This window comes from Streptomyces platensis, from assembly GCF_008704855.1.
GTDB lineage: Bacteria > Actinomycetota > Actinomycetes > Streptomycetales > Streptomycetaceae > Streptomyces > Streptomyces platensis.
Map to the genome: position 1 here is coordinate 229398 of NZ_CP023691.1, position 20703 is coordinate 250100.

18 protein-coding genes and 2 pseudogenes are annotated in these 20703 nt (G+C 68.3%); 11 read left to right on the forward strand and 9 right to left on the reverse strand.

Annotation, left to right across the window (positions count from 1 at the left end; all coding sequences use genetic code 11):
- Positions 1-779 precede the first annotated feature (779 nt).
- Positions 780-1505, reverse strand: a complete 726-nt coding sequence (locus CP981_RS01020) for a Mut7-C RNAse domain-containing protein (RefSeq protein WP_167536038.1) — start codon at positions 1503-1505, stop codon at positions 780-782.
- Positions 1506-1749: 244 nt separating this feature from the next.
- On the opposite strand from CP981_RS01020, the gene CP981_RS01025 reads away from it, so the two are divergent.
- On the forward strand, positions 1750-3039 hold the full coding sequence (locus CP981_RS01025) for an ATP-binding protein (RefSeq protein WP_085926854.1): 1290 nt from the start codon (positions 1750-1752) through the stop codon (positions 3037-3039).
- A 262-nt stretch (positions 3040-3301) separates the two neighbouring features.
- Entirely contained in the window at positions 3302-4501 is a 1200-nt protein-coding gene (locus CP981_RS01030) for a cytochrome P450 family protein (protein ID WP_085926853.1), read from the forward strand.
- 227 nt (positions 4502-4728) lie between these two features.
- Here the strand turns inward: CP981_RS01030 and CP981_RS01040 are convergent, their stop codons facing one another.
- Positions 4729-5490: a chitinase gene (locus CP981_RS01040; RefSeq protein ID WP_085926851.1), complete on the reverse strand. Its 762-nt coding sequence runs from the start codon at positions 5488-5490 to the stop codon at positions 4729-4731.
- 529 nt (positions 5491-6019) lie between these two features.
- Here CP981_RS01040 and CP981_RS01045 point away from each other — a divergent pair.
- On the forward strand, positions 6020-6733 hold the full coding sequence (locus tag CP981_RS01045; protein ID WP_085926850.1) for an aspartate/glutamate racemase family protein: 714 nt from the start codon (positions 6020-6022) through the stop codon (positions 6731-6733).
- 113 nt (positions 6734-6846) lie between these two features.
- The gene (locus CP981_RS01050) at positions 6847-7179 is read left to right on the forward strand and encodes a hypothetical protein (protein ID WP_143658996.1); all 333 of its coding nucleotides are present in this window, start codon (positions 6847-6849) and stop codon (positions 7177-7179) included.
- 256 nt (positions 7180-7435) lie between these two features.
- Here CP981_RS01050 and CP981_RS01055 read toward each other — a convergent pair whose 3' ends face one another.
- The gene (locus CP981_RS01055) at positions 7436-7666 is read right to left on the reverse strand and encodes a DUF6296 family protein (protein WP_042153157.1); all 231 of its coding nucleotides are present in this window, start codon (positions 7664-7666) and stop codon (positions 7436-7438) included.
- Between the two features lie 526 nt (positions 7667-8192).
- Here CP981_RS01055 and CP981_RS01060 point away from each other — a divergent pair.
- The 6 genes from CP981_RS01060 to CP981_RS01090 all read left to right on the forward strand — a co-directional run bounded on the left by CP981_RS01060 (position 8193) and on the right by CP981_RS01090 (position 13334).
- On the forward strand, positions 8193-9347 hold the full coding sequence (locus CP981_RS01060) for a serine hydrolase domain-containing protein (RefSeq protein ID WP_425282201.1): 1155 nt from the start codon (positions 8193-8195) through the stop codon (positions 9345-9347).
- Between the two features lie 392 nt (positions 9348-9739).
- Positions 9740-10129: a VOC family protein gene (locus CP981_RS01065; RefSeq protein ID WP_085926847.1), complete on the forward strand. Its 390-nt coding sequence runs from the start codon at positions 9740-9742 to the stop codon at positions 10127-10129.
- Positions 10130-11095: 966 nt separating this feature from the next.
- Positions 11096-11641 carry a methylated-DNA--[protein]-cysteine S-methyltransferase gene (locus CP981_RS01075; protein WP_085926846.1) on the forward strand — a complete coding sequence of 182 codons (546 nt, stop codon included), beginning with the start codon at positions 11096-11098 and terminating at the stop codon, positions 11639-11641.
- Positions 11642-11667: 26 nt separating this feature from the next.
- A complete protein-coding gene (locus CP981_RS01080; RefSeq protein ID WP_244329472.1) occupies positions 11668-12228 on the forward strand; it encodes a hypothetical protein in 561 nt (186 codons plus the stop codon).
- A gap of 25 nt (positions 12229-12253) precedes the next feature.
- The gene (locus CP981_RS01085; RefSeq protein ID WP_244329473.1) at positions 12254-13072 is read left to right on the forward strand and encodes an alpha-ketoglutarate-dependent dioxygenase AlkB family protein; all 819 of its coding nucleotides are present in this window, start codon (positions 12254-12256) and stop codon (positions 13070-13072) included.
- Positions 13073-13100: 28 nt separating this feature from the next.
- Positions 13101-13334 carry a DUF2277 domain-containing protein gene (locus CP981_RS01090; RefSeq protein ID WP_085926845.1) on the forward strand — a complete coding sequence of 78 codons (234 nt, stop codon included), beginning with the start codon at positions 13101-13103 and terminating at the stop codon, positions 13332-13334.
- Between the two features lie 32 nt (positions 13335-13366).
- On the opposite strand, the gene CP981_RS01095 is transcribed toward CP981_RS01090, so the two are convergent.
- Both CP981_RS01095 and CP981_RS01100 read right to left on the reverse strand, forming a co-directional pair.
- Entirely contained in the window at positions 13367-14218 is an 852-nt protein-coding gene (locus tag CP981_RS01095) for an endonuclease/exonuclease/phosphatase family protein (RefSeq protein WP_425282104.1), read from the reverse strand.
- A 485-nt stretch (positions 14219-14703) separates the two neighbouring features.
- Positions 14704-15321 carry a flavin reductase family protein gene (locus tag CP981_RS01100; RefSeq protein ID WP_085926895.1) on the reverse strand — a complete coding sequence of 206 codons (618 nt, stop codon included), beginning with the start codon at positions 15319-15321 and terminating at the stop codon, positions 14704-14706.
- Between the two features lie 259 nt (positions 15322-15580).
- Between CP981_RS01100 and CP981_RS01105 the strand changes: the two genes are divergently transcribed.
- The gene (locus tag CP981_RS01105; RefSeq protein WP_244329474.1) at positions 15581-16459 is read left to right on the forward strand and encodes an aminoglycoside phosphotransferase family protein; all 879 of its coding nucleotides are present in this window, start codon (positions 15581-15583) and stop codon (positions 16457-16459) included.
- Between the two features lie 69 nt (positions 16460-16528).
- On the opposite strand, the pseudogene CP981_RS39105 reads toward CP981_RS01105, so the two are convergent.
- The 4 genes and pseudogenes from CP981_RS39105 to CP981_RS01125 form a co-directional block, all read right to left on the reverse strand.
- Positions 16529-16739, reverse strand: a pseudogene (locus CP981_RS39105) (transposase); the annotation flags it as partial.
- 135 nt (positions 16740-16874) lie between these two features.
- Entirely contained in the window at positions 16875-17363 is a 489-nt protein-coding gene (locus tag CP981_RS01115; RefSeq protein WP_107429566.1) for a transposase family protein, read from the reverse strand.
- 960 nt (positions 17364-18323) lie between these two features.
- Positions 18324-19153: pseudogene (locus tag CP981_RS01120) on the reverse strand (IS5 family transposase).
- Positions 19154-19197: 44 nt separating this feature from the next.
- Positions 19198-20304: a glycosyltransferase gene (locus CP981_RS01125; protein WP_244329475.1), complete on the reverse strand. Its 1107-nt coding sequence runs from the start codon at positions 20302-20304 to the stop codon at positions 19198-19200.
- Positions 20305-20703: the final 399 nt, after the last annotated feature.

Sequence of the window (20703 nt, forward strand, 5' to 3'; positions counted from 1 at the left end):
TCACCGTCAGCCGGATTGCGGCCGCGCACCACCGGAGAACGTCGCATTCGAGGTACGCCGTGGGCTCTTCGGGTGGCGGAAGGCAGCGGATTCACCCATTGGACGGCGCGCGTCGTCGGCGTGTCGCGTAACGAGTGGGCTAGAGGGCTCCGACAGGCCCTCCGAGGCACCTCATTCCTCGCGCAACGAGCACCGCGAACGGAACCCCTTCCGGCGACACGCCGACGGCTCTTGACGGTCTGAACAGCTTCGCCGCGTGGGGCGACGCAGCGGGGAAGTCCACCTCCCCTGGAGGGGCGGGCGGAGGGCAGCCGACAGCCGGCTCGACGGGGGTACGACGGCGTGGGCGCACGGGAGTACCTGTTGGCGGCCTAGGGGACGCCGGGGGACCGACAGTGAATTCGTCAACTCGCCTTTTGTGGCCGCCCATTCGAGGAACTGACAAGCAGGTCGTCATCGGGGCTGCCGCGAAGGGCTGCGGTGGTGAAACGCCGCCACGGAATCAGCTCGGGCCTGACCACCCCGGTGCCGTAGCTCCCTGGTTTCAGGGCGAGTTGGGAAGCAGCCCTGCGGCACTTGATCGCCGGTCTACTCGGCCTCGCGGGATGCGGGCCACACCGTCACGGGAAAGGCGCTCGGCATACGCGACGACCAACCCTACCCACACCCCTGCGTGAGAGCACTTCACCCGGATTGCGGAATTCGTACGCCCAACAGGATCAGCCGGCAGGCCGTGCGATGTTTCATGTGAAACATCGCAAAGCGACCCGCCCCGCCCCTCAGGTGGCGCTTTCCCGGAGTGCCTGTTCGACGATCGCCTCCAGCCGGGAGTGGTGCGCCCCTCGCCAATAGACGCGGCCGCATGCCGTGCACTGCGCGAACACGTCGTACGTACGCTGTGTGCCGTGCTCAAGGTGCTCACGGACGGAGTCCTTGTCGGCGTCCATGAGCGGGCCGTTGCAGGCGGTGCAGCGTGTCCACGGGGCGAGGGTGGGGGCGAAACGCCCGAGCACGTCCCGTAGTTGCTCATCGGGCCGGTCGCTGTAGATGAATGCGCCCGCCCAGATCTCCCGCCGTCGCAGCAGCCCGCGGTCCCGGGAGAGGAGTACCCGTTGCTCCTTCGCCGAGAGCGTGGCCAGCGCCGCGTCCCCGGGATCCTCATTCGTGTACGCCGCGTCCACGCCGAGCAGCCGCAGCCTGCGCGCCAGGGTGCCGAGGTGTACGTCGAGCAGGAACCTGAGCGGCGCGCCGGGGAGCCGCTGCGGGCGCTCGATGGCGTGCACCTCGATGCGCTCGCCCGCCTGCGGGACATGGGAGACGGGGACCTCGGCACCGTCCACGACAAGCCGGCCGACCTCGGTGAGCGGGACGCCGAGCGACTCGACGACATGGCCGAGCGTCGAGGAGCCATCGGTTGCCACGGGCGTATCGGCGGTGCTGTGCGCTGAAGCGACGAAAAGGTGCAGCGCAGGGTCGAAGCTGAAGTGGATCTCGGGTCCGTTCACGCCGGACAGCATGCCATCGGGCGAGTCACGCCAGCCAGCGGATTCCTGCCGGTCAGAGGCTCGGGGCGAGCCGCCCGGCATGTGGATGTGCCGTGGCTCGACCGCGGCGGTGGTGCGTCTGGCTACATACGGACCGTAGTGGTCGGCGTCCCGGATTGTTCACGGTGGAGCAGGCCTCGCTCCCCCGCCGCCCCTAGCCTCACTGCCACCACATCACCACCATCACCAATGAGGGGCGGTACCGGTGAACTGGCACATCCACGACTACCGCGAAAACGATCTCGCCGAAGTGGTCCACCTGATCGACTCCACGGCAGAACTGGGGCAGGAGTCCGTCTTCTCCCTCGCCGAGTGCATCAGTGCGCTGACTTCTCGGCAGCCCGCCGTGGTGGCCGTCCACCAGGGCGCTCCCATCGGGACGGCGCTCGCCTGTGTGGCGGGTGAGCGGGGCTGGGTGATGCGGATCGCGATCTCCGCGGCCTGGCGTGGCCGGGGGCTGGCGAGTGCGCTGCTGGTGGAACTGGAGCGGCGCCTGGTCGCGGCCCGGGTGAGCCGGATCGCCTATGTGCTTCCCGAGGAGGACCTGCTCGGGGAGGGCCTGCTCAACGCGGGCTACACGCGGCAGCCCGCGGTGGCCTACTTCGAGAAGGTCGAACCGCACCACGGCCCCGCGGCCGGGCTCCTGGAGGACCTCGGCGGACGCTTCCTGCCCGCTGATCTGTGGGCCAAGGTCGCCGGCATGGAGGCGGAGAAAGACCTCATCGAGCGGCGGGTCGTGCTGCCGTTGGCGGAGCCGGAGCGGGCCGCCCGGCACGGGGTGCGGCCGCCGCGGGCCATCGCCCTGTTCGGCCCGCCGGGGACCGGGAAGACCACCTTCGCCAGGGCTATCGCCGCCAGGCTCGGCTGGCCGTTCGTCGAGCTGCTTCCTTCCCGGCTGGCCGATGAGGGCAATCTGGCGGCGGCACTGCGCAGCGCGTTCGCCCGGATCGCGGAACTGGAACGGGTCCTCGTCTTCATCGACGAGGTCGAGGAGATCGCTCCCATCCGCCACGAACCGGCCCAGCGGGGCGGACTGCATGGAGTGACAAATGAGCTGCTCAAGCTGATACCCGGGTTCCGCGAGCGGGACGAGCGGCTGCTGGTGTGTGCGACCAACTCCATCCGCTCACTCGATCCGGCGTTCCTGCGGCCGGGCCGGTTCGACTACCTGATCCCGATCGGTACGCCGGACGCGGCGGCCCGGGCGGCGATCTGGTCCCGGTACACGGACGGCCGTCCCGAGGTGGATGTGGGGACGCTGGTGGCGGCCAGCGAGCTGTTCACCCCGGCCGATATCGAGCACGCCGCCCGGATGGCCGCCCAGACGTCTTTCGAGCGGGACCTGGAGGCGATCGGCGGCGGCGCGAGCGCGCACGGGCGGCTCGGGGCGAGCACCGACGACTATCTCGCCGCCATCGACCGGTGCCGGCCGACCGTCACCCCCGCCATGGTCGACGAATTCCGCGCGGACATCACCGCCCACGCCCGCTGCTGACGACCGGCGTGCCCCTCCCCCGCACACCGGCAGGCGGCACCGACCGGACCCGCAGCCGCGCACCCGGCGCGGGCCGGCCCGGGCTCGTCCCAGGGAGCCGCGGTCGGACGACAGAACTACAGCCGGAGCACTGCAACGGGAGGACATGGGCCGCTACGACTCCTCCGTGGGGCCGATGTTGACTCCGGGTTCGCGTACGTACGGTCTGACCGGTGCCGGAACTCGTGCACCATCGGGGATCATCGAGAGGGGCGGACCACGCATGGCGGAGATTGTCGATCTGGGGGCGTACGGCAAGGACTTCACCAGGGATCCTTACCCGTACTACGCCAAGCTGCGGGCCCAGGGGCCCATACACCGGGTGCGCCTCCCTTACGGCAACGACGTGTGGCTGGTCGTAGGGCACCAAGCGGTCAGGGCCGCGCTCAGCGACTCCCGCCTCAACAAGGACTGGCGGGCCGCCATGCCGCAGGGCGACGTGGGTGAGGAATCGGCCCTGTTCACGAACATGCTGGACGCGGACCCGCCCCAGCACACCCGGCTGCGGAAGCTGGTGGCCAAGGAATTCACCTCCCGCCGCGTCGAGGCACTACGGCCACGGGTACAGCAGATCACCGACGAGCTGCTGGACACGATGCTCGCCGCCCCGGATGGCCGTGCCGACCTGGTGGAGGCCCTCGCCTTCCCACTGCCCATGACCGTCATCTGCGAGCTGCTCGGCGTCCCCTCCATGGACCGGGATGCCTTCCGTTCCTGGTCGAACGAGATCGTGGCGCCGACCAGTGACGAGGCGGCACAAGCGGCAGTTGTGGCGATGTCCGGCTACCTCGTCGAACTGATCGAAACCAAGCGCAACGCTCCCGGCGACGGCCTGCTCAGTGCCCTGATCCGCACCAGCGACGAGGACGGCGACCAGCTCTCCCGTGACGAGCTGGTCGGCACCGCCTTCCTGCTGTTGGTCGCGGGCCATGAAACGACCGTCAGCCTCCTGGCCAACGGTGTACGCGCCCTGCTCCAGCACCCGGACCAACTGGCCGCCCTGCGAGCCGACTTCTCACTCCTCGACAATGCCGTGGAGGAGATGCTGCGCTACGACGGCCCGGTGGAGACAGCCACCTGGCGCTTCACCGGCGAGCCGGTCGAGATCGGCGGCACCCTGATCCCCGCCGGCGAGACCGTAGCGATCGCCCTGGCTTCCGCCTCCCGGGACCCGGAAATCTTCGCCGTCGCCGACGACTTCGACATCACCCGCGACGCACGCGGACACACCGCCTTCGGCCACGGCATCCACTTCTGCCTCGGCGCCCCACTGGCCCGGCTGGAGGCCCGTATCGCCCTCCGCTCCCTCTTGGAGCGCTGCCCCGACCTCGCCATGGACGCCGATTTCGACGACCTCACCTGGCGCGTCGGAATGCTCCGCGGCCCGGCGCGACTGCCGGTGCGCTGGAAGAGCTGGAGCTGACCAGCGTCCTGTGGATGGCAACCCCTCAGGAGTCGTCGGCACGTTGGGCGGCCACCGCGGCCACGGTCCCCAAGGCGAGACAGCTGGTCATCACGGCTGCCATGGGTGCCGGGCTGTGAGTGCCGAACAGCCCGACCACGGGACGTACTTGACGCCTGCGGCCACGCCCCCGGCGGCGTGGCCGCATCGAGCCGCGGCCGGCCGCGGTCGGCCGGCCACGCACCGCGTCAGCAGCTCAACTTGTCACCGGGTGTGGTTCCCAGGATCTGCACAAAGCTCGTGTAGTTGTTGATCCGGCTCTGCACCTGGCCGGGGTTGCCGCCGTTGCACTCAAGGGAGCCATTGATGCTGCGGATCGTCTCGCCGAAACCGGCGCCGCTGACCATCGCCTGGTGCGGGGTCATGGTGCCCGGTCCGGTCTGTGTGTTCCAGTACCAGAGCGCGGTCTTCCAGGCGACGGCGGCATCCCGCTCCACCAAGTAGGGGTTGTTCAGCAGGTCGATGCCCAGCGCGTCACCCGCCGCCTTGTAGTTGAAGTTCCAGCTGAGCTGTATCGGCCCGCGACCGTAGTAGGCCGCCTGTCCTGCGGGGCACCCATACGGCTGGGTGGCGTCGCAGTAGTGGGGATAGTTCTCGGTGTTCTGCTCGACCACGTGGACCAGGCCACCGGTCTCGTGACTGACGTTCGCGAGGAAGGCCGCTGCCTCCTGACGCTTCACGGTGTCACTTCCGGTGTTCGCGAACTCCGGATAGGCACTGAGGGCCGCGGTCAGCCCGCTGTAGGTGTAGAAGGCATTCCGGTTCGGGAACATCTGGTTGAACTGCGCCTCGCTGACGACGAACCCCTCGGCTCGGACGTCGGCACCGGCCGGGGCCGCGGCACAGTGGGAACAGCCCGTCGTGGCAGCCGCCGGTATCGTCGGCACGACGAGTGCTACGCCGACAGCTACGGTCGCGGCGCTGAGCAGCGCGGCAATACGTGACCTCATTGCGTGACTCCTTCTCGCGGCCGGCCTCCGGGCATGGAGGGGCCACCATGTGGGGGGATCGCCTGCGGGGAAGGCCGTTGCAGCAGTCGTCCATTCAGATCAACTGGCCTACTAAGCACAGATGTTGGAGCACGGGTGGAGCAGGTGGCGCAGGCCACCAACAAGCACGGCACGGCGACGGCGACGGCGACGGCGACGGCGACAACTACGGTGACTACGACTACGACCACGGGGAGCACTGCGGTCTAGACCAACCTCAGGTTATGGGCGCCCCATTGAACATGTCCATACCAATGCAGCCATCCATTGACGGGTCGCTGCTGAGAGCCGGGCGCGGCCCCGCCCCGCGGCCCCGGGCCCAGCTTCCCCGCCACCCAGCCCCGAGGGACGCGCGGAGGACGAGCGTCTCGTCGAAGAGGTGCGGAGGGCCTTCCCTTCGATAGTGAGGCGGCGGAGTAACGCCGAACGGCACTGCGCAAGGGCCGGGGGTGGTGACACAACGGCCCTCCCTCTGTGCAAAAGTGGCCCGATGAAGACAATCGGGCTGCTCGGAGGCATGAGCTGGGAGTCCACGGCGGAGTACTACCGGCTGCTGAACGAGTTGACGCGCGAGCGTCTGGGCGGCCTGCACTCCGCGCGGTGCGTGCTCTACTCCGTGGATTTCGCAGAGATCGAACGACTACAGGTCGAAGGGCGCTGGGAGGAGGCGGGCGAGGTTCTCGCCCACGCCGCCCGGGCGCTGGAGTCAGCCGGCGCGGACATGCTGCTGATCTGCACCAACACCATGCACAAGGTCGCCGGCCAAGTTGCCGCCGCCGTCACCGTCCCGCTGCTGCACCTCGCCGACACCACAGCCGACGCCGTCCGTGCGCGCGGCCTGCGACGTATCGGACTGCTGGGCACCGCGTTCACCATGGAGCAGGACTTCTACCGGGGCCGCCTGGAAAGTCACGGGCTGGATGTGCTCGTTCCGGATGCCGCCGGGCGCAGCACCGTCCATCGGGTGATCTACGAGGAGCTGTGCCTCGGGATCGTCCAGGAGGAATCCCGGCAGGCATTCATGGCCGTCATCAGGGACCTCGTTGCCGCCGGAGCCGAGGGCATTGTGCTGGGCTGCACCGAGATCGAGCTGCTCATCGGGCCGGAGCACAGCCCGGTCCCGGTCTTTCCGACCACCCGGCTGCATGCCGAAGCAGCCGTCACCCGCGCCCTCGCAGACGCCCGTAGCAGCACAGCCGGGTAGTCCAGCGGTCTCCCGAAACGGGGGGTTGGAGAAAAAGCCCTCACCAACTCCCCGCTTTCCACGGATTCTTGTGTCATACCGAGGTTTGAACTGACGGCAGGTACGCTGACGTGGTGTCGCGTACCGAGTTAGAACGACTGGCCAGGATCCGGATGCAGGTCACCGGTGAGACGCTCGAACGCGCCATGGCTGTACTCCAAGGCCATACCACCGCCGCCACATCGCAATCCGAACCCGGCGCCAAGCCTGACGCCGCCGGAAACAGCGATCTCGACAACCGTGAGGCCGAGACCGGCAAGGTCGAGAACAGCAGGATCGAGATCGATCGGGCCGACGAACCCGGCACGGCCGGCGCGGCCCAAGAATGCGACGCGGACACCGGGAATGCGTCAAAGCCCGACGCCCGGCGAACGCCTCAGAAACGCGGCCATCTGCGCGGCCTCTGATCTCCGCACTCCGCTCGGCGAAGAAGATTTCGCCCGGAGCCCCCATGGCCGCCCGGCGCAGAGGCCACCCGCCCCACAGCCCGCACTCCACACGCACCGCAACAAGTGAAGCGCAGACGGTTACCGAGGGCGAGATCCATATGCCGGCGCTGACGCACGACACCTCGAATGCCGCGGCCTCAACACAACGCGAGCGTGCCTTTACCGAGTGTGTGCATACGTACGCAGGCCCCCCTGCCAGATGGGCTCCCGAAGCTCACGGAGTGAGGGGGCGCGCCAGCAGCGGTGTGCGGAGCATCTGGTGCCCCCCGCTGGCCAGCATCCGGACCTCGCCCCGGTCGCTGATCTCTGCGCGTACGATCCCCGACTCGTCCTCGTAGACCGGATACCCGCCCGCTCCCGCACGCTCGGTGCGGTGGACGATCACTACGTCGTCCTCCACTGCGGGAGCTTGAAATACCAGCTCATAGCATTCCGGGTAATCCATCAGGGCCTCCCGATAAGACTGGGCAGATGCTTCCGGCCGCCTCCCCGCCGCCGCTCTCAGCGCGCCGCTGCACCTCGGCCATTCCATCGTCACCCACTCCAGCCCTCAGCGCCTGAGGAGGACCCCGAGGCACGACTCCCGGACCGGAAGCGCCCCTGCCGCCAAGCCGTGCCGAGGCGCCCGAAGGGCAGCCGTCGTGCCCCGCCCTCGACGCCAAGCGCACAACCCAGCTTTCGGTAAACCTGACATTTGTCATTCGGGCTTGTGATCAAGGTCGTTCCAAGGGTTGACGTCTGGCCGCTGTCCCACCGCGAGAATCGGGATCGCGAAGGTCGAATCCTGACTCAGACGTTGAACTCCCGGAGAATCCATGCCTGTTATCACCCGTCGTCGGCGCCTGCGGCTCGCCGGCACTGCCACCGCCGCCTTACTCACGCTGACGATTCCCACCACCGCCTCAGCCGCCACGCCGCCGATCACGGACTCAAGCAACGCCACCGCCTCCGGGGCCGCCACCCGATCCGGCATCGACCGGGCAGCGCTGAATGCAACACTTAAGGCTTTCCATGACGCAGGGATGTACGGCGCTTACTCTGCGGTGCGAGATGGCGCCGCGGAATGGCAGGGCGCTTCGGGAGTCGCCGACGTCGACACCGGGCGCCCCGCCACTCCCCAGATGCGACACCGGATCGGCAGCATCACCAAGACCTTCACCGCGGTCGGCGTCCTCCAGGAAGTCAGCAAGGGACACATCGAGCTGGACGCTCCGATAGGCCGCTATCTGCCCGACCTCGTTCCCGGGGAGCGCGGCCGGGCCATCACTGTCCGGATGCTGCTGAACCACACCAGCGGCATCGGCGACTATGCCGCGGCTATCTTCCCCACTGCGGACAGCATCGAAGGCAACCGCTTCCGCCATTTCGATCCCCGGGAATTGGCCCGGCTGGGTCTGAAGGCAGAGCCACTGGGCAAGCCCGGCCAGGCTCATCACTACTCCAACACCAATTTCGTGCTCGCGGGGCTCCTGCTACAGAAGGTCACCGGCACGTCGCCGGAGGCGTACATCACCGAGCACGTCATCCGGAAGGCAGGGCTGCGGCACACATACTTTCCGCGATCGGCCCACCTCACCGGGCCGCACGCCAAGATGTACGAGGCCGCGTACGGCGGGTTCAACCCACCGCGGGACTTCAGCGTCTACAACGCGTCCTGGGCCGGAACGGCGGGATCACTCGTCTCGACCATGGCCGATCTGAACCGCTTCTACCGTGCGCTGCTGGGTGGCGAACTGCTCGCCCCTGCCCAGCTGCGGCAGATGAAGACCACGGTGCCCATCGAGGGCAGCCCGCTCCGCTACGGCCTGGGCCTGGTCACCTGGCAGCTGCCCTGCGGAGAGTTCTGGGGGCACAACGGCCTGGTGCTGGGGGCCATGACCTGGTCCATGTCCAGTGCGGACGGCACACGGCAAATGTCCCTCGGCTTCAATTTGACGCGCTATCAGAAGCTCGATGGGAACGGCGATCCCCAGACCGGCCCGATAGACGCCGCCATGGAGGCGCACGTCGCGCAGGCGCTGTGCGGGACCAGTGCCAGCCGGCCCCCGGGTGTGACCGGCACGAACCCCTTCAACGCACTCCTGATCGCTCCACAGGAGCCTTCCCTTCCGGTACCCCACCAATGAGCCCGCACGGCCACTCGGATGGGTGCTCCGCTCCCGTGCGCTGTCACGGGAGCGGAGCGGGTCCGAGAAGCGCCAGCAGCTCGGATAGTTACGGAGGCCACGCTACGGGGCGCCACTGACAACGCGGGGTGGATGCGCGACGGTGTGCTCACGGGCTGGCTTCCGGGAGCACTGCCGCCCCAGTGCGATGAGGGGATGGCTGCTACCCCAGAGGGCATTCCTTGAGGTGGCGGCGGGGGTGCGGCCCCTCCGCCCCGCTGCGTCGGGGGACTCGGTACGTCACCCGATCGGGATCTCACCCTGGGCAGCGGCGGCCCCGATCTTCGCCCGTTCCCCCGGGGCCGGGGGCAGGAGTGGTGGATTCGGCGAGAGTGGTGGAAGGGGGAGGAGGCATGGAACCGACGACGCCTGGGCGACCTCGGATATCGCTTGCGACGGTGGTCTTGGACTGTCCGGATGCTCATGCGCTGGCGGACTTCTACCGGCAACTGCTCGGCTGGGAAGTGAAATGCAGCGAACCGGACTGGGTCCTGCTCCGCTGCCCGGACGGCGGCACCGGGCTCTCGTTCCAGTCCGAGCCGGGGTATCAGGCCCCCGTGTGGCCCGAACGGCCCGAGGAGCAGCAGAAGATGCTCCATCTCGATCTCCGGGTTGATGATCTCGACGAGGCCGAGGCGCATGCGGTCGCGACGGGGGCACGACGCGCCACGTTTCAACCGCACGACGATGTACGGGTGTTCCTTGATCCGGCGGGGCACCCGTTCTGCCTCTTTCTCCACTGAGGCGCCTGGGTGTCACGGGCTTCCGTTCGTGCCCCCCGGGCGACCGCGGAGCGTGTGGGAATGGACACATGCAGGCAGCGAAAGTGGATCGGAGGGCCGATGGTCTGTGCTGGTCAGGAAGTTGAGGGACCGTCGGTGCATCAGAGCGGGCAGCAGCTTCGGGCCGCGGGCCGGTGCGCGCGGGGCCGCGTTGTCAGTGTCTGCCCCTAGCATTGCTCATATGTCCCCAACTCCTTCTGCCCCTACAGATGTGCCCGTTCCTGCTTCCGAGGCGAACGAATCGATCCGACGCTTTGTGCGCGCCCGGCACGGTCTGGCGTGGTCGGCTCAGGATATGGCGGAGTATGCGGTGCTGCTGGAGATATGGACGTTGGCGGTGCGCTCCGAGGTAGCGGAGGTTGTTGAGGCGGCGTAGCCCCACAGCGGTCAGCGCTACGGCTGCCGCACGCTCGGGCTTTCGCCGTGGGCGTCTGATCACCGCGGCGGCACCAGCGGAGGGGCAAGCGGCGGCAGCACGGGCGGCTCCGGATCCGGCTCGGCGCCCAAGTCGAGCACTACCGGTCTTGAGCGGGAGGACGGTAACGCCCGACCGGCCCGCCCCTCCCGCGCCTGGTGGGGTGAGCAGTGCCCCGCCCCTGACGGCGCTGTCGTATCGGTCGGCGGCGCTTGGTCCGGGGGCCGGGCCCACCACTGGGCAACGGGATCTGGCGGAGCGCAGTCGGGCAGGTCAGCGCCGGTGCTCGTCGGCGGCGATGGCCGGTACACCGCGGCGGACGCGTACCCGCTCGTCACCCACGACCAGCCGCCGAGCCACAGACCACCACCCACCAGCCGCCGCCCACCCATCAAGCAAGCAACAGCCATCCCCCCACCCACCCACCGTGACGTCCGATTTCCGCCAGCCGACGCGCCCCCGACCCCGCAGACTCGAAGAGTGAAAGCAGCGGATACAAACGAGGACGCGCCATGATCTCCCCCGAGACCCCAGAGACGACCACGGTCACCACCAGCTACACCACCTACGACAGCCCCCTCGGTGAGCTGCTGCTCGTCGGAGAGGAATCGGCCACCGCACCCGGCGGCACCGGCCTGGCCGCCCTCTCCCTGCCGCGGCAGCGGGGCGTCACCGTACAGCCGCACTGGCGGCGCGACCCTGCCCCCTTCGCCGAGGTCGTCCGCCAGCTCCGCGCCTACTTCGCCGGTGAGCTCACCCGCTTCGAGCTGGAGTTCCGCACCAGCGGTACGGACTTCCAGGAGCGCGTCTGGCAGGCCCTGGAGGCGATCCCATATGGCACCACGACGTCCTACGGGCGACTCGCCGACGTTATCGGGGTGCCGCGGGGCGAGGTACGTGCCCTGGGGGCCGCGATCGGCGCCAACCCCCTGCTGATCGTGCGCCCGTGCCACCGCGTGATCGGCGCGGACGGCACGATGCGCGGCTACGCGGCGGGCGTCGAAGCCAAAATTGCGCTGCTCACCCACGAGGGCGCCCTCCAGCCCACCCTCATCTGAGGCCGGCGCGCCCGGTACCCCTCCCCATGACCTCACCGCTCATTCCCCCCGCCGAGGTGGCTGCCTATGGCAGCCTCTCTTCCCCCACCCCGCACACCGAGGCGGAACTCGGTGCGCTGCTTGCCCTGTTGACCGCACCCCGTATGCGCATCGCGACGGTGGTGGTCGGGCACAGCAGGGACGCGGCGTCGCGCTCGTCCGCGGCGGCCTTCGCCGAAGCGTGGCGCGAGGCCGGCCGGCAACCGGTCCTCGCCATGGTCGACTGGCCGGAAGCCGCCGCGTCCTGGCTGCGTTCCGCCCACCGCTTCACCGCTGAGGAGCCGGACGCCTGGGTGGTGGCCGCCGCGCCCGTCGGCTGGGCCCAGATGAGCCGCCGGCTGCGGCACAGCACCGACTGGGACCCCGCCCGCACCTTCGGCTTTGCGGCACTCGGCGACTCCCGTGTCCCCGCCCTGGCGGGCCCGGCAACGCTGCACGGCATGCGCGGCGCCACGGCGGACGGCGGCACCTGGGCCATCGAACGTGGTTGGGTGACCCAGCAGCTACCTGCCCGTAGGTCGCCGGTTCCTCCCCGTGGCACGCTGTAGGCAGGTAGCGATGAGGCAGGAGCAGATGAGCACGCCACTTCCCGGCTTTGAGGACTTCGAGGGGCCTGCGGGCGCCGAAGGTCCTGGTCGCCCGGGTGTCTCCGGAGGCCATGGAGGTTCGGACCGCCTTGACGGAGCGGTCGATTCCGGCGAATCCGGAGGCCGCCACTCCCCCGCAGACGACCAGAGCCCTGACCGTCACGACAGCCGGCGAGAAATCGCCCCCGGCGCCGTCCACGTCCCCGGCTGGCTGACCGTGGCCCAGCAGCGCGAGCTGGTCACCGCATGCCGTGGCTGGGCGCGCGGCCCGGCCCCGATCCGGCACACCAGGCTTCCGCGCGGCGGCGTGATGTCCGTCCAGACGGTGTGCATCGGCTGGCACTGGCAGCCGTACGCGTACACCCGCACCGCCGACGATGTGAACGGCGCCCGGGTGGCCGAATTCCCCGTGTGGATGGTCGATTTGGGCCGTCGCGCGCTGGTCGAGGCGTATCAGGATTCCGCTGCGGGTGACGGCTACACACCGGACACCGCACTGATCAACTTCTACGACGACCAGGCGAAGCTCGGCATGCATCAGGACAAGGAAGAGCGCTCCGGCGCGCCGGTCGTCTCCCTCAGCATCGGCGACACCTGTGTCTTCCGGTTCGGCAACACCGAGACGCGGACCAAGCCGTACACCGATATCGAGCTGGCCTCCGGCGACCTCTTCGTCTTCGGCGGACCGTCCCGCTTCGCCTATCACGGCGTTCCCAAGGTCCGGCCTGGCACCGGTGACCCGGCGTCCGGTCTGGCCGGCGGCCGCCTCAACATCACCATGCGGGTGACCGGACTCGACGGCTGATGCCGGCACCGCGAGGCACACTGGACTCATGTGCCGCAGCATCAAGACCCTCCGTCCGCCCACCACCCCCGAGGTCACCGACGAGGACATCCGGGCCGCGGCCTTGCAGTACGTCCGCAAGGTCTCCGGATTCCGCGCCCCGGCCGCTCACAACCGCGAGGTGTTCGACCAGGCCGTGGAGGCCGTGGCCGCCGCGACCCAGGAACTTCTCGACGGCCTCCGGATCCGCGGCTCGGCCGCCCGCCGGCACACACACTCCTGAGCGGCGGCCGAGCCCTCGCCACGGCCTGGCGATCACCAATCGAGCAGCGCCTGCACCGGTAGGTGATCGCTCGGGAACTGCCCGCGCGCGGAGTACGTATTGATCGTGGCACGCCGTGTACGCACCCCCGGTGACGTGAGGATCCAATCGACGCGGTCCCCGTCCGGGACCAGTGGCCGGTAGCCATGGAAGGTGGCGTACTGCCGACTGCGCTCGTCGGCAGTGTCCCAGCTGTCGACGAGCGAACCGCCGTCGAGCAGCACCTCGTACACGGAATTCTTGTGCGCCGCGACATTGAAGTCGCCCGTGACGATTCGGGGCAGCGACGGGTCCAGCCCACCCAGCCGTTCGTTGATCAGACCGGCGGAACGCTCACGCGAGTACTGATTCGCATGATCGAGATGCGTATTGAGGGCATAGAACTCACCGCCGGCTCGCACATCCCGGAACCGGACCCAGGTCACCATCCGGATTACGGTGTTCCCCCAGGTCGCCGACCCGATCAGATACGGCGTATCGGACAGCCAGAAATGGTCGTACTCGACCGGCGCGAGCCGCCGAGCATCATAGAAAACGGCCGCGAACTCGTCCTTGCTCCCGCCGCCCCGCCCGGTCCCCACCGAGTCGTAATGCGGTCCGAGATCCTCGGCGATATCGCGCAGCTGCCCGTACAGCCCTTCCTGCGTCCCGAGCAGATGCGGGGCCTCGTGCCGCAGCAAGGTCCGCATCACGGGCCGGCGCTCGGCCCAGGAGTGCGGCCGGACATCCGAGGCGTACCGCAGGTTGAAGGTCATCGCCCGCAGCCCCCGCCGGCCCTCGGCGGCGTGCGCGGTCCCCGACCCGTGCACCGCCGCCACCGGCCCGGCGACCGCCGCCGCAGCCACCACCCGAAAGGAAAACCGCCGACTGACCGACGCCATCGCGCCACCGGAACCAGACCCTGGGGAACCGACCCCCGGGGAACCGGTCCCCAGAGAGCGAGACGAATCAGCGGAAGCCAGGGCCGCCGGGGAAGCAGCGCCATCAGTGAAATCAGAGGAGCCGGCGGATTCAGCGGGATCAGAGAAATCGGAGGATACGGATGAAGCCTTCCACCCGGGAACGAGTGCAGTCACAGCAACTCCAGTCATCCGTCGCACAGGCAGACACCGGCCCTGAAACCGACACGGATGCCGGCACCGGAACCGGCACCACCGTCGCAACAACAACCCTCATGCGAAAGTCTCAATTCCCGCCATAGGCAATAAGTTGCCTACGGATAAATCGCCATGGAACGCTCACGAAACCGGCGGCGCGGCGGGGAACCCGGGGCGATCCCTTCCCCGGCCGCCCGGGCAGCTCTTCCTCCCCGCCCCCGTCTCCCTCTCCCCTACCGATCGCCCGCCGGTCCCTGCCAGTCCGCGTGACGGATACGGGAGATCTCCCGGACGTCGCCGACCGTCCCCCACTCATCCTTCCCGAGCCGTGACAGGGGCTTCATCCTGGAGATTTCCGGGTGCCCGTCGACCAGCACCTCCTGCGACACCACCGCGTGCACCACGCGCCCGAACACCACGGTCGCGTCCCCGATTCCAAGTGTCGTGTGCACCTCGCACTCCAGCGCCACGGGCGAGCCCGCCACCCGCGGCGGCTTGACCCGCAGACTCGGCTCGGAACCGATCCCGGCCGCCTCGAACTCACTCACCCCGTGCGGAAAATCCGTACCCGTGTCATTGATCTGCTCGAAGAGCCCCTCCGGCGCGAGGTTCACCACGAATTGTCCGGTCGCCTCGACGTTGCGCAGGGTGTCCTTGCGCCCGACGGAAGTGAACTGCACAACGGGCGGCGCGACACTGGCGATCGTGAAGAATGAGTGCGGGGCCAGGTTGTGCGTTCCGTCCGCCGATGTGGTGGACACCCAGGCGATGGGCCTCGGCACCACGGTGGCGGTCAGCAGCCGGTAGAACTCGTTGCGGGACAGGGCAGCGGGATCGAAGTCAATGCGCATGATGCTCAGTATCCAGGTGTGGCGCCGCGGACCGCACAGCGGATCCACGGCACCACCAAACCCCTGAGTTCGGCGGAAAGTGCCCGGTATCGGAGCCACCCGAGCACCAGGAGCCGACACCGCACCCCTTCGCCGACTGGGCCGCCCGCAATGTCGCCGCGTTCCGCTGAGTGCGTGTTTCTTGTCTCCAGTGCTTTCGTTGAGCCGGTATGACGATCGACGAGACGCGCCTTCGGGATGCGGCCGTAGGGTTCTCGCCGTGACAGTTGAGCGAATGCCCGCCGCGGAAGTCCCGGTCTCTGCCGAGCTGGTGCGACGTCTGCTCGGCGAGCAGCACCCCGACCTGGCGGGCCTGCCGGTCGAGGTACTGGCCAACGGCTGGGACAACCTTGTGTGTCGGCTTGGCGGAGAGTTCCTCGTGCGGATGCCCCGGAGAGCCATGGCCGCCGAGCTCGTCGTGCACGAGCAGCGGTGGTTGCCGGAGCTGGCCGGCCGCCTGCCGTTGCCCGTGCCGGCGCCGGTGCGTGTCGGGCAGCCGGCGGCTCAGTACCCGTGGTCCTGGAGCGTCGTGCCGTTCTTCCCCGGCCGGATCGCGGCGCGATCGGAGCCCGACGACCGCTGGTCGACCGCGGCAGCGCTCGGCGGTTTCCTGGACGCGCTGCATGTCCCGGCTCCTTCGGAGGCACCCGTCAACGCATCTCGCGGGATTCCGCTGGCCGGACGCGCCAAGGGCGTCCTGACCGGGCTGGCGCAGGTCGATCCGGCCGACCGTGCCACCGCGCTGCGGGTCTGGGAGACGGCTGCCGCTATGCCTGCTTGGGACGGGCCGCCGGTGTGGCTGCATGGGGATCTGCACCCGGCCAACCTCCTGGTCGACCGCGGCCGGATCAGCGCCGTGATCGACTTCGGTGACATCACCTCCGGCGATCCCGCCACCGACCTGTCCGTGGCCTGGATGCTGTTCACGGCGGAGCAGCGTGTTGCCCTTCGGGAGGCGTACGGCCGTGCGGACGACGCGACTTGGGGACGGGCCCGTGGGTGGGCGCTTGCCCTGTCCCTGGTCTTCCTGACGTACTCGGCGGACAACCCGCTGATGCGCGGCATCGGCGAGCGCGCCTTCCGCGCGGTGCTGGAGTAGCGGTCGGACACGCCGATTCTGCACAGAAGCCAAGCTCAGCTCGTCGGCGCAGGCTTTCGCGGCCGGCTGGGGTAGCGCCTTTCCGGGCCAGGCGCCTGCTCATGAGGGTGATGGCAGCCCAGGTGATCAGCGTCTCGGAGTGCTGCACGAGCCGTTCGTAGTCGCGTGCGTGACGGCGGGCGTGGAGCATCCACGCAATGCTGCGTTCGACGACCCAACGACGGGGCAGCATGACGAAGCCGGATGCGTCCTTGGGACGGCTGACCGGCTTGATCGTCAGTTGAGGTGCTGCTGGCGCCGCCGGAACTGCTCGTCGTGCTCCCCGATCCAGTGCTGATGATCGAGGAGCCAGGCCCCGGAGTTGAGGCACGGGCTCGCTTCGGGCCACGGAGAGCATGTGCGGCCACGGGCCGGCTCACGATGCCGCGTAGCTCGCGCGAAACAGCTCCTGGGAGTGCGTCGACCAGCCGGAGCACAGTGCTGCGGCTGATGGGTACCTCGAGAACGCGGGCGATGCGGGCTCCGGGGCCCGCCCCGCGAGGGCCAGACCGCCCGCGGCCAGGGTGGAGCGCAACCGCTCGGTCCGCTGAGCGTGCCGACGCGTCAGGCCAGGTATCTGCTCGACGAAGGTACGGCGCACACACCCCGAGTTGCCACAGATGAACCGACGGACCCTCAGCTGGAGAACAACGCTTCGGCCACCGCTCGGCACATCGGCGGGAAGCCGCAGGTAGGAACCATGCACCCGGTTCGACCAGACTCCGCAGACCTGGCACACGGCGCCGTCCGCAATGCATTGCGCATCAACGCGCACTATCTCGATGTTCACGTCCAGCGACAGCACTGCGACATCCGCGATCGACGGGAACAACAGCTCCTTCAGCCGGAGCACGACCTCCTCCACGGCTCCGAACGGTCAGCCCAACCGTCCTGTTCACGGACCATTTTCGGGCGACTTCGCGTACAGCTCGAAGGAGCCTGACTGTCACTCAGAGCGCCGGCGTCACCGAAGTTGAGCCAGAGCCTGAGCCTGAGAAAAGGCAGCACTTCGACACCGATTCGTGTCATGTCTCGGCGAACCGAGTCGACGTCTCACGCGACTCAGTCGCCGGGATAAACCGATGGGCTGGCTCGGAGCTAAGCAGCCTCGCGACCACGCTCGCTCGACACTCCCTCGTAAAGGTCAACCGTCGAACTGGGATCCCTTGACGTGTTCCACTTTATTCAACGGAAGGAGCCTCGCATGCCTGGACCCAGGCGCAGTCAGATCATCCTTTCCCTAGAAGTATGGCCTGTCCTTCAAAGCCTGGACTTCTATTTTCGTTGGGCAGTAGCGATTGAGGAATCGCTACTGAACGACAGCGTGAAGCCTCCCCTTCCAAAGCCGAGTAACGAATGCGGCCTTTACATCGCAGACGTTCGGCTCCAGTCGTTCTGGGCGACACTCGCTGGCGGGGGTCCCGGGCGCTTGACCGGTGTGACCCTCAGGCGCATCGCGGGATTAGAGTGCTCCTCGCGTTCATGGCCGTGGCGGGTTTCACCATGAGCAGTGCAAATTTCTGGGCATCACATAGTTCGCCACGTGCCGAAGCTATCCCTGGCACGTGCAGCCAGGTTCGCCTTCCCGAAGTCCCGGATAACCTACTTCCCGACATTGAACATCTGTCTCGGCACATGAGAACCCCAATGGATATTGATTTGAGAATCATTCTCGCCGACGAAAATAACTGCCATTTTGAGGTTCAAGTGCATTTGGGTCGAGCAGACGTTGATACGGATAAGCAGAGCATCACCCCGATCTCGCAGTAGAGCCAACCTTCGTCAACGGCTGCACAAGGCGTTCCCTAGGAGTTGTCTTCAAATGTCACGCCCACATCAGGAGCGAGGCGAGGGTGACGGCGGCTTGGTAGGACTCGGTGGTCTTGTCGTACCGGGTGGCAATGCCGCGCCACTGCTTCAAACGGTTGAAGCAGCGCTCCACCACGTTGCGCCGCTTGTAGAGCTGCTTGTCGAAGGCCGGCGGGCGTCCGCCGTAGCTGCCGCGGCGAAGCCGGTTGCGGATCTGGTCGGCCCGTTCGGGAATGGTGTGGCCGATGCCCCGTCGCCGCAGCCAGGTGCGGATGGCCTTGGAGCTGTAGCCCTTGTCGCCCAGTACGTGGGCGGGCCGGACCCGCGGGCGTCCTGGGCCGATGCGGGGCACCCGTATCGCCTCCATCACAGCGGTGAACTGGGTGCAGTCGTTGCTGTTTCCGCCGGTGACGGTGAAAGCGAGCGGGCGGCCCACGGCGTCACAGGCGAGGTGAATCTTGCTGGTCAGACCGCCTCGGGAGCGTCCGAGTCCGGAGCTTTGGAGCCCCCTTTTCGGGCCCCGGCGGCGTGCTGGTGGGCACGGACGACGGTGGAATCGACGGAAACGAGCCAGTCGATGTCCCCCGCCTCGTCCGCCCTCGCCTGGGCGGCCTGCAGCATCCGCTCGAAGGTGCCGTCCAGGGCCCACCGGCGGAAACGGGTGTGCAGCGTGGCCCACGGGCCGTACCGCTCGGGCACGTCCCGCCAGGCCGTGCCGGTCCGGAACTTCCACACGATCCCGTTGAGCACGGTGCGGTCGTCCAACCGCTTCCGCCCCCGCAACGATTCAGGCAGCAGAGGCCGGACGAACTCCCACTCAGCATCAGACAGTTCATGGCGACGTATCACCCGACCATGATCCACCACCCGAGATCATTTGAAGACACCTTCTAGAGGCTGTCCCATATTTCCGTGAGGTCCAGGGGTGTCAGCTGAGACAGCTCGGCACCGGCCGCGCTCATGGCGGCGTCGTAGCGCGGGGTGCCCAGGAGCGCCGTCAGGGCGTCGGCGATCTCGCCGCGTCTTGCCGTGATGTCCAGCGCCCGGCCCAGGCCGCTGCGGGAGAACGCGGCGGCGTTGTCGGGCTGATCGGCGAGAACACCCAAACCCAGGACCGGCGTTGCCCCCTGCACCGCGTCGAGCAGGGACGCCCGGCCTCCGTGCGTCACGAACAGGTCGGCCCGATGCAGGAGCGCGGGCTGCGGGGCATGGTCGACGACCTTGATGTGAGGGTTCGCGCTCGGCAGGTACTGCGCGAGGTCTCCCGCGGACACGATCGCGTCGCAGTCGATTGTGCGGAGTGCGGCCATGATCTCCCGGTATACGTTCTCGACGACCGTACGCAGGCCGGACATCGCGGTGGTAAGGGTGCCGAGGCTCACGTAGACGAGCGGGCGCGACGGGCGGAAGGAGGGGGCCAGACCCTCGGGGAGGGCGGTGCGGAAGTCCGCGACGGTGCGTCGGACCGCGCGCGCCGAGGGCGGCGGCGTCTCGTAGAACCAGCGGACCGGTGCGGGGATGAGCATGGGCGGGAGAGTGGGAGTGTCCTGCTCGTGCTGCTTGTAGAGGGGAAGCAGCGCGGGCGCGATGTGGGTGTCCCAGAGACTCAGGAGCACCGGACCGAGGCCGTTGTCCGCTGCGAGCAGGGGCAGTCGCAAGGCCCTGGCCGCGAGGTGCGCGCCGAGGTCGCTGCACTCTGCGATCACCAGATCGGGCTGCTCCTGTTTCCACGCGGCGAGCAGGTCATGAGCCTTTGCCTCGGCCTGTTCGGGCCAGAGGCGACCGAAGACGTACCGGTTGAAGGCGGCGTTTCCATACCTCTGCCAGACCTCGCTCGCCGGCTGCTGGACGTCGGGATCGCACGTCCAGTTCGTACCGGCGCCGGAGAACTCCACCCCGCGTCGCCGGGCTTCGCGGCGGAACATGAGGGGGGCGTGGAGTGTGACCTGGTGGCCCTGTTCAAGGGCCGGGCAGGTGACGTAGTCCAGCGCGGACACGTGTGAAGGTATCGGTTCAGCGGTGATCGCTATCCGTAAGGCCACCAAGACACTCCAAGCTCTTTGCATCGGGTCAACGCCCGGGCGAACAGCAGCCTTCGACCGCTTCGGCCGTGCTGCGCTGGTACGTGCCTCGGTGCTCTGGCTGTTGCGTTGCCGAGGCGGCTCCAGCCTTCGGCATGATCCGTCCCAGCCGCCACCAGCGACGGGCAGTTCGGGATGCGGGAATGTCTGTCCCAGCCGTGACCAGCAGATTTACGCGTCACCTGGAACGCTGAAAGGGAACGACGGGCAGTTTCGGGCACCTCTGGCGCCGAGTGACTGGCGAACGACTCCAGCGCGGCCAGGACATGGTTCCCCACCCGGACACGGCACCCTACCCGGCCACGGCCACGGCCC

What these genes read in the sequence shown, in the direction of transcription:
- CP981_RS01030 (WP_085926853.1), top strand. Translation starts at nt 3,302, where the DNA reads ATGGCGGAGATTGTCGATCTGGGGGCGTACGGCAAGGACTTCACCAGG.
- CP981_RS01040 (WP_085926851.1), bottom strand. Translation starts at nt 5,490, where the DNA reads ATGAGGTCACGTATTGCCGCGCTGCTCAGCGCCGCGACCGTAGCTGTC.
- CP981_RS01045 (WP_085926850.1), top strand. Translation starts at nt 6,020, where the DNA reads ATGAAGACAATCGGGCTGCTCGGAGGCATGAGCTGGGAGTCCACGGCG.
- CP981_RS01055 (WP_042153157.1), bottom strand. Translation starts at nt 7,666, where the DNA reads ATGGATTACCCGGAATGCTATGAGCTGGTATTTCAAGCTCCCGCAGTG.
- CP981_RS01065 (WP_085926847.1), top strand. Translation starts at nt 9,740, where the DNA reads ATGGAACCGACGACGCCTGGGCGACCTCGGATATCGCTTGCGACGGTG.
- CP981_RS01075 (WP_085926846.1), top strand. Translation starts at nt 11,096, where the DNA reads ATGATCTCCCCCGAGACCCCAGAGACGACCACGGTCACCACCAGCTAC.
- CP981_RS01080 (WP_244329472.1), top strand. Translation starts at nt 11,668, where the DNA reads ATGACCTCACCGCTCATTCCCCCCGCCGAGGTGGCTGCCTATGGCAGC.
- CP981_RS01085 (WP_244329473.1), top strand. Translation starts at nt 12,254, where the DNA reads ATGAGCACGCCACTTCCCGGCTTTGAGGACTTCGAGGGGCCTGCGGGC.
- CP981_RS01090 (WP_085926845.1), top strand. Translation starts at nt 13,101, where the DNA reads ATGTGCCGCAGCATCAAGACCCTCCGTCCGCCCACCACCCCCGAGGTC.
- CP981_RS01100 (WP_085926895.1), bottom strand. Translation starts at nt 15,321, where the DNA reads ATGCGCATTGACTTCGATCCCGCTGCCCTGTCCCGCAACGAGTTCTAC.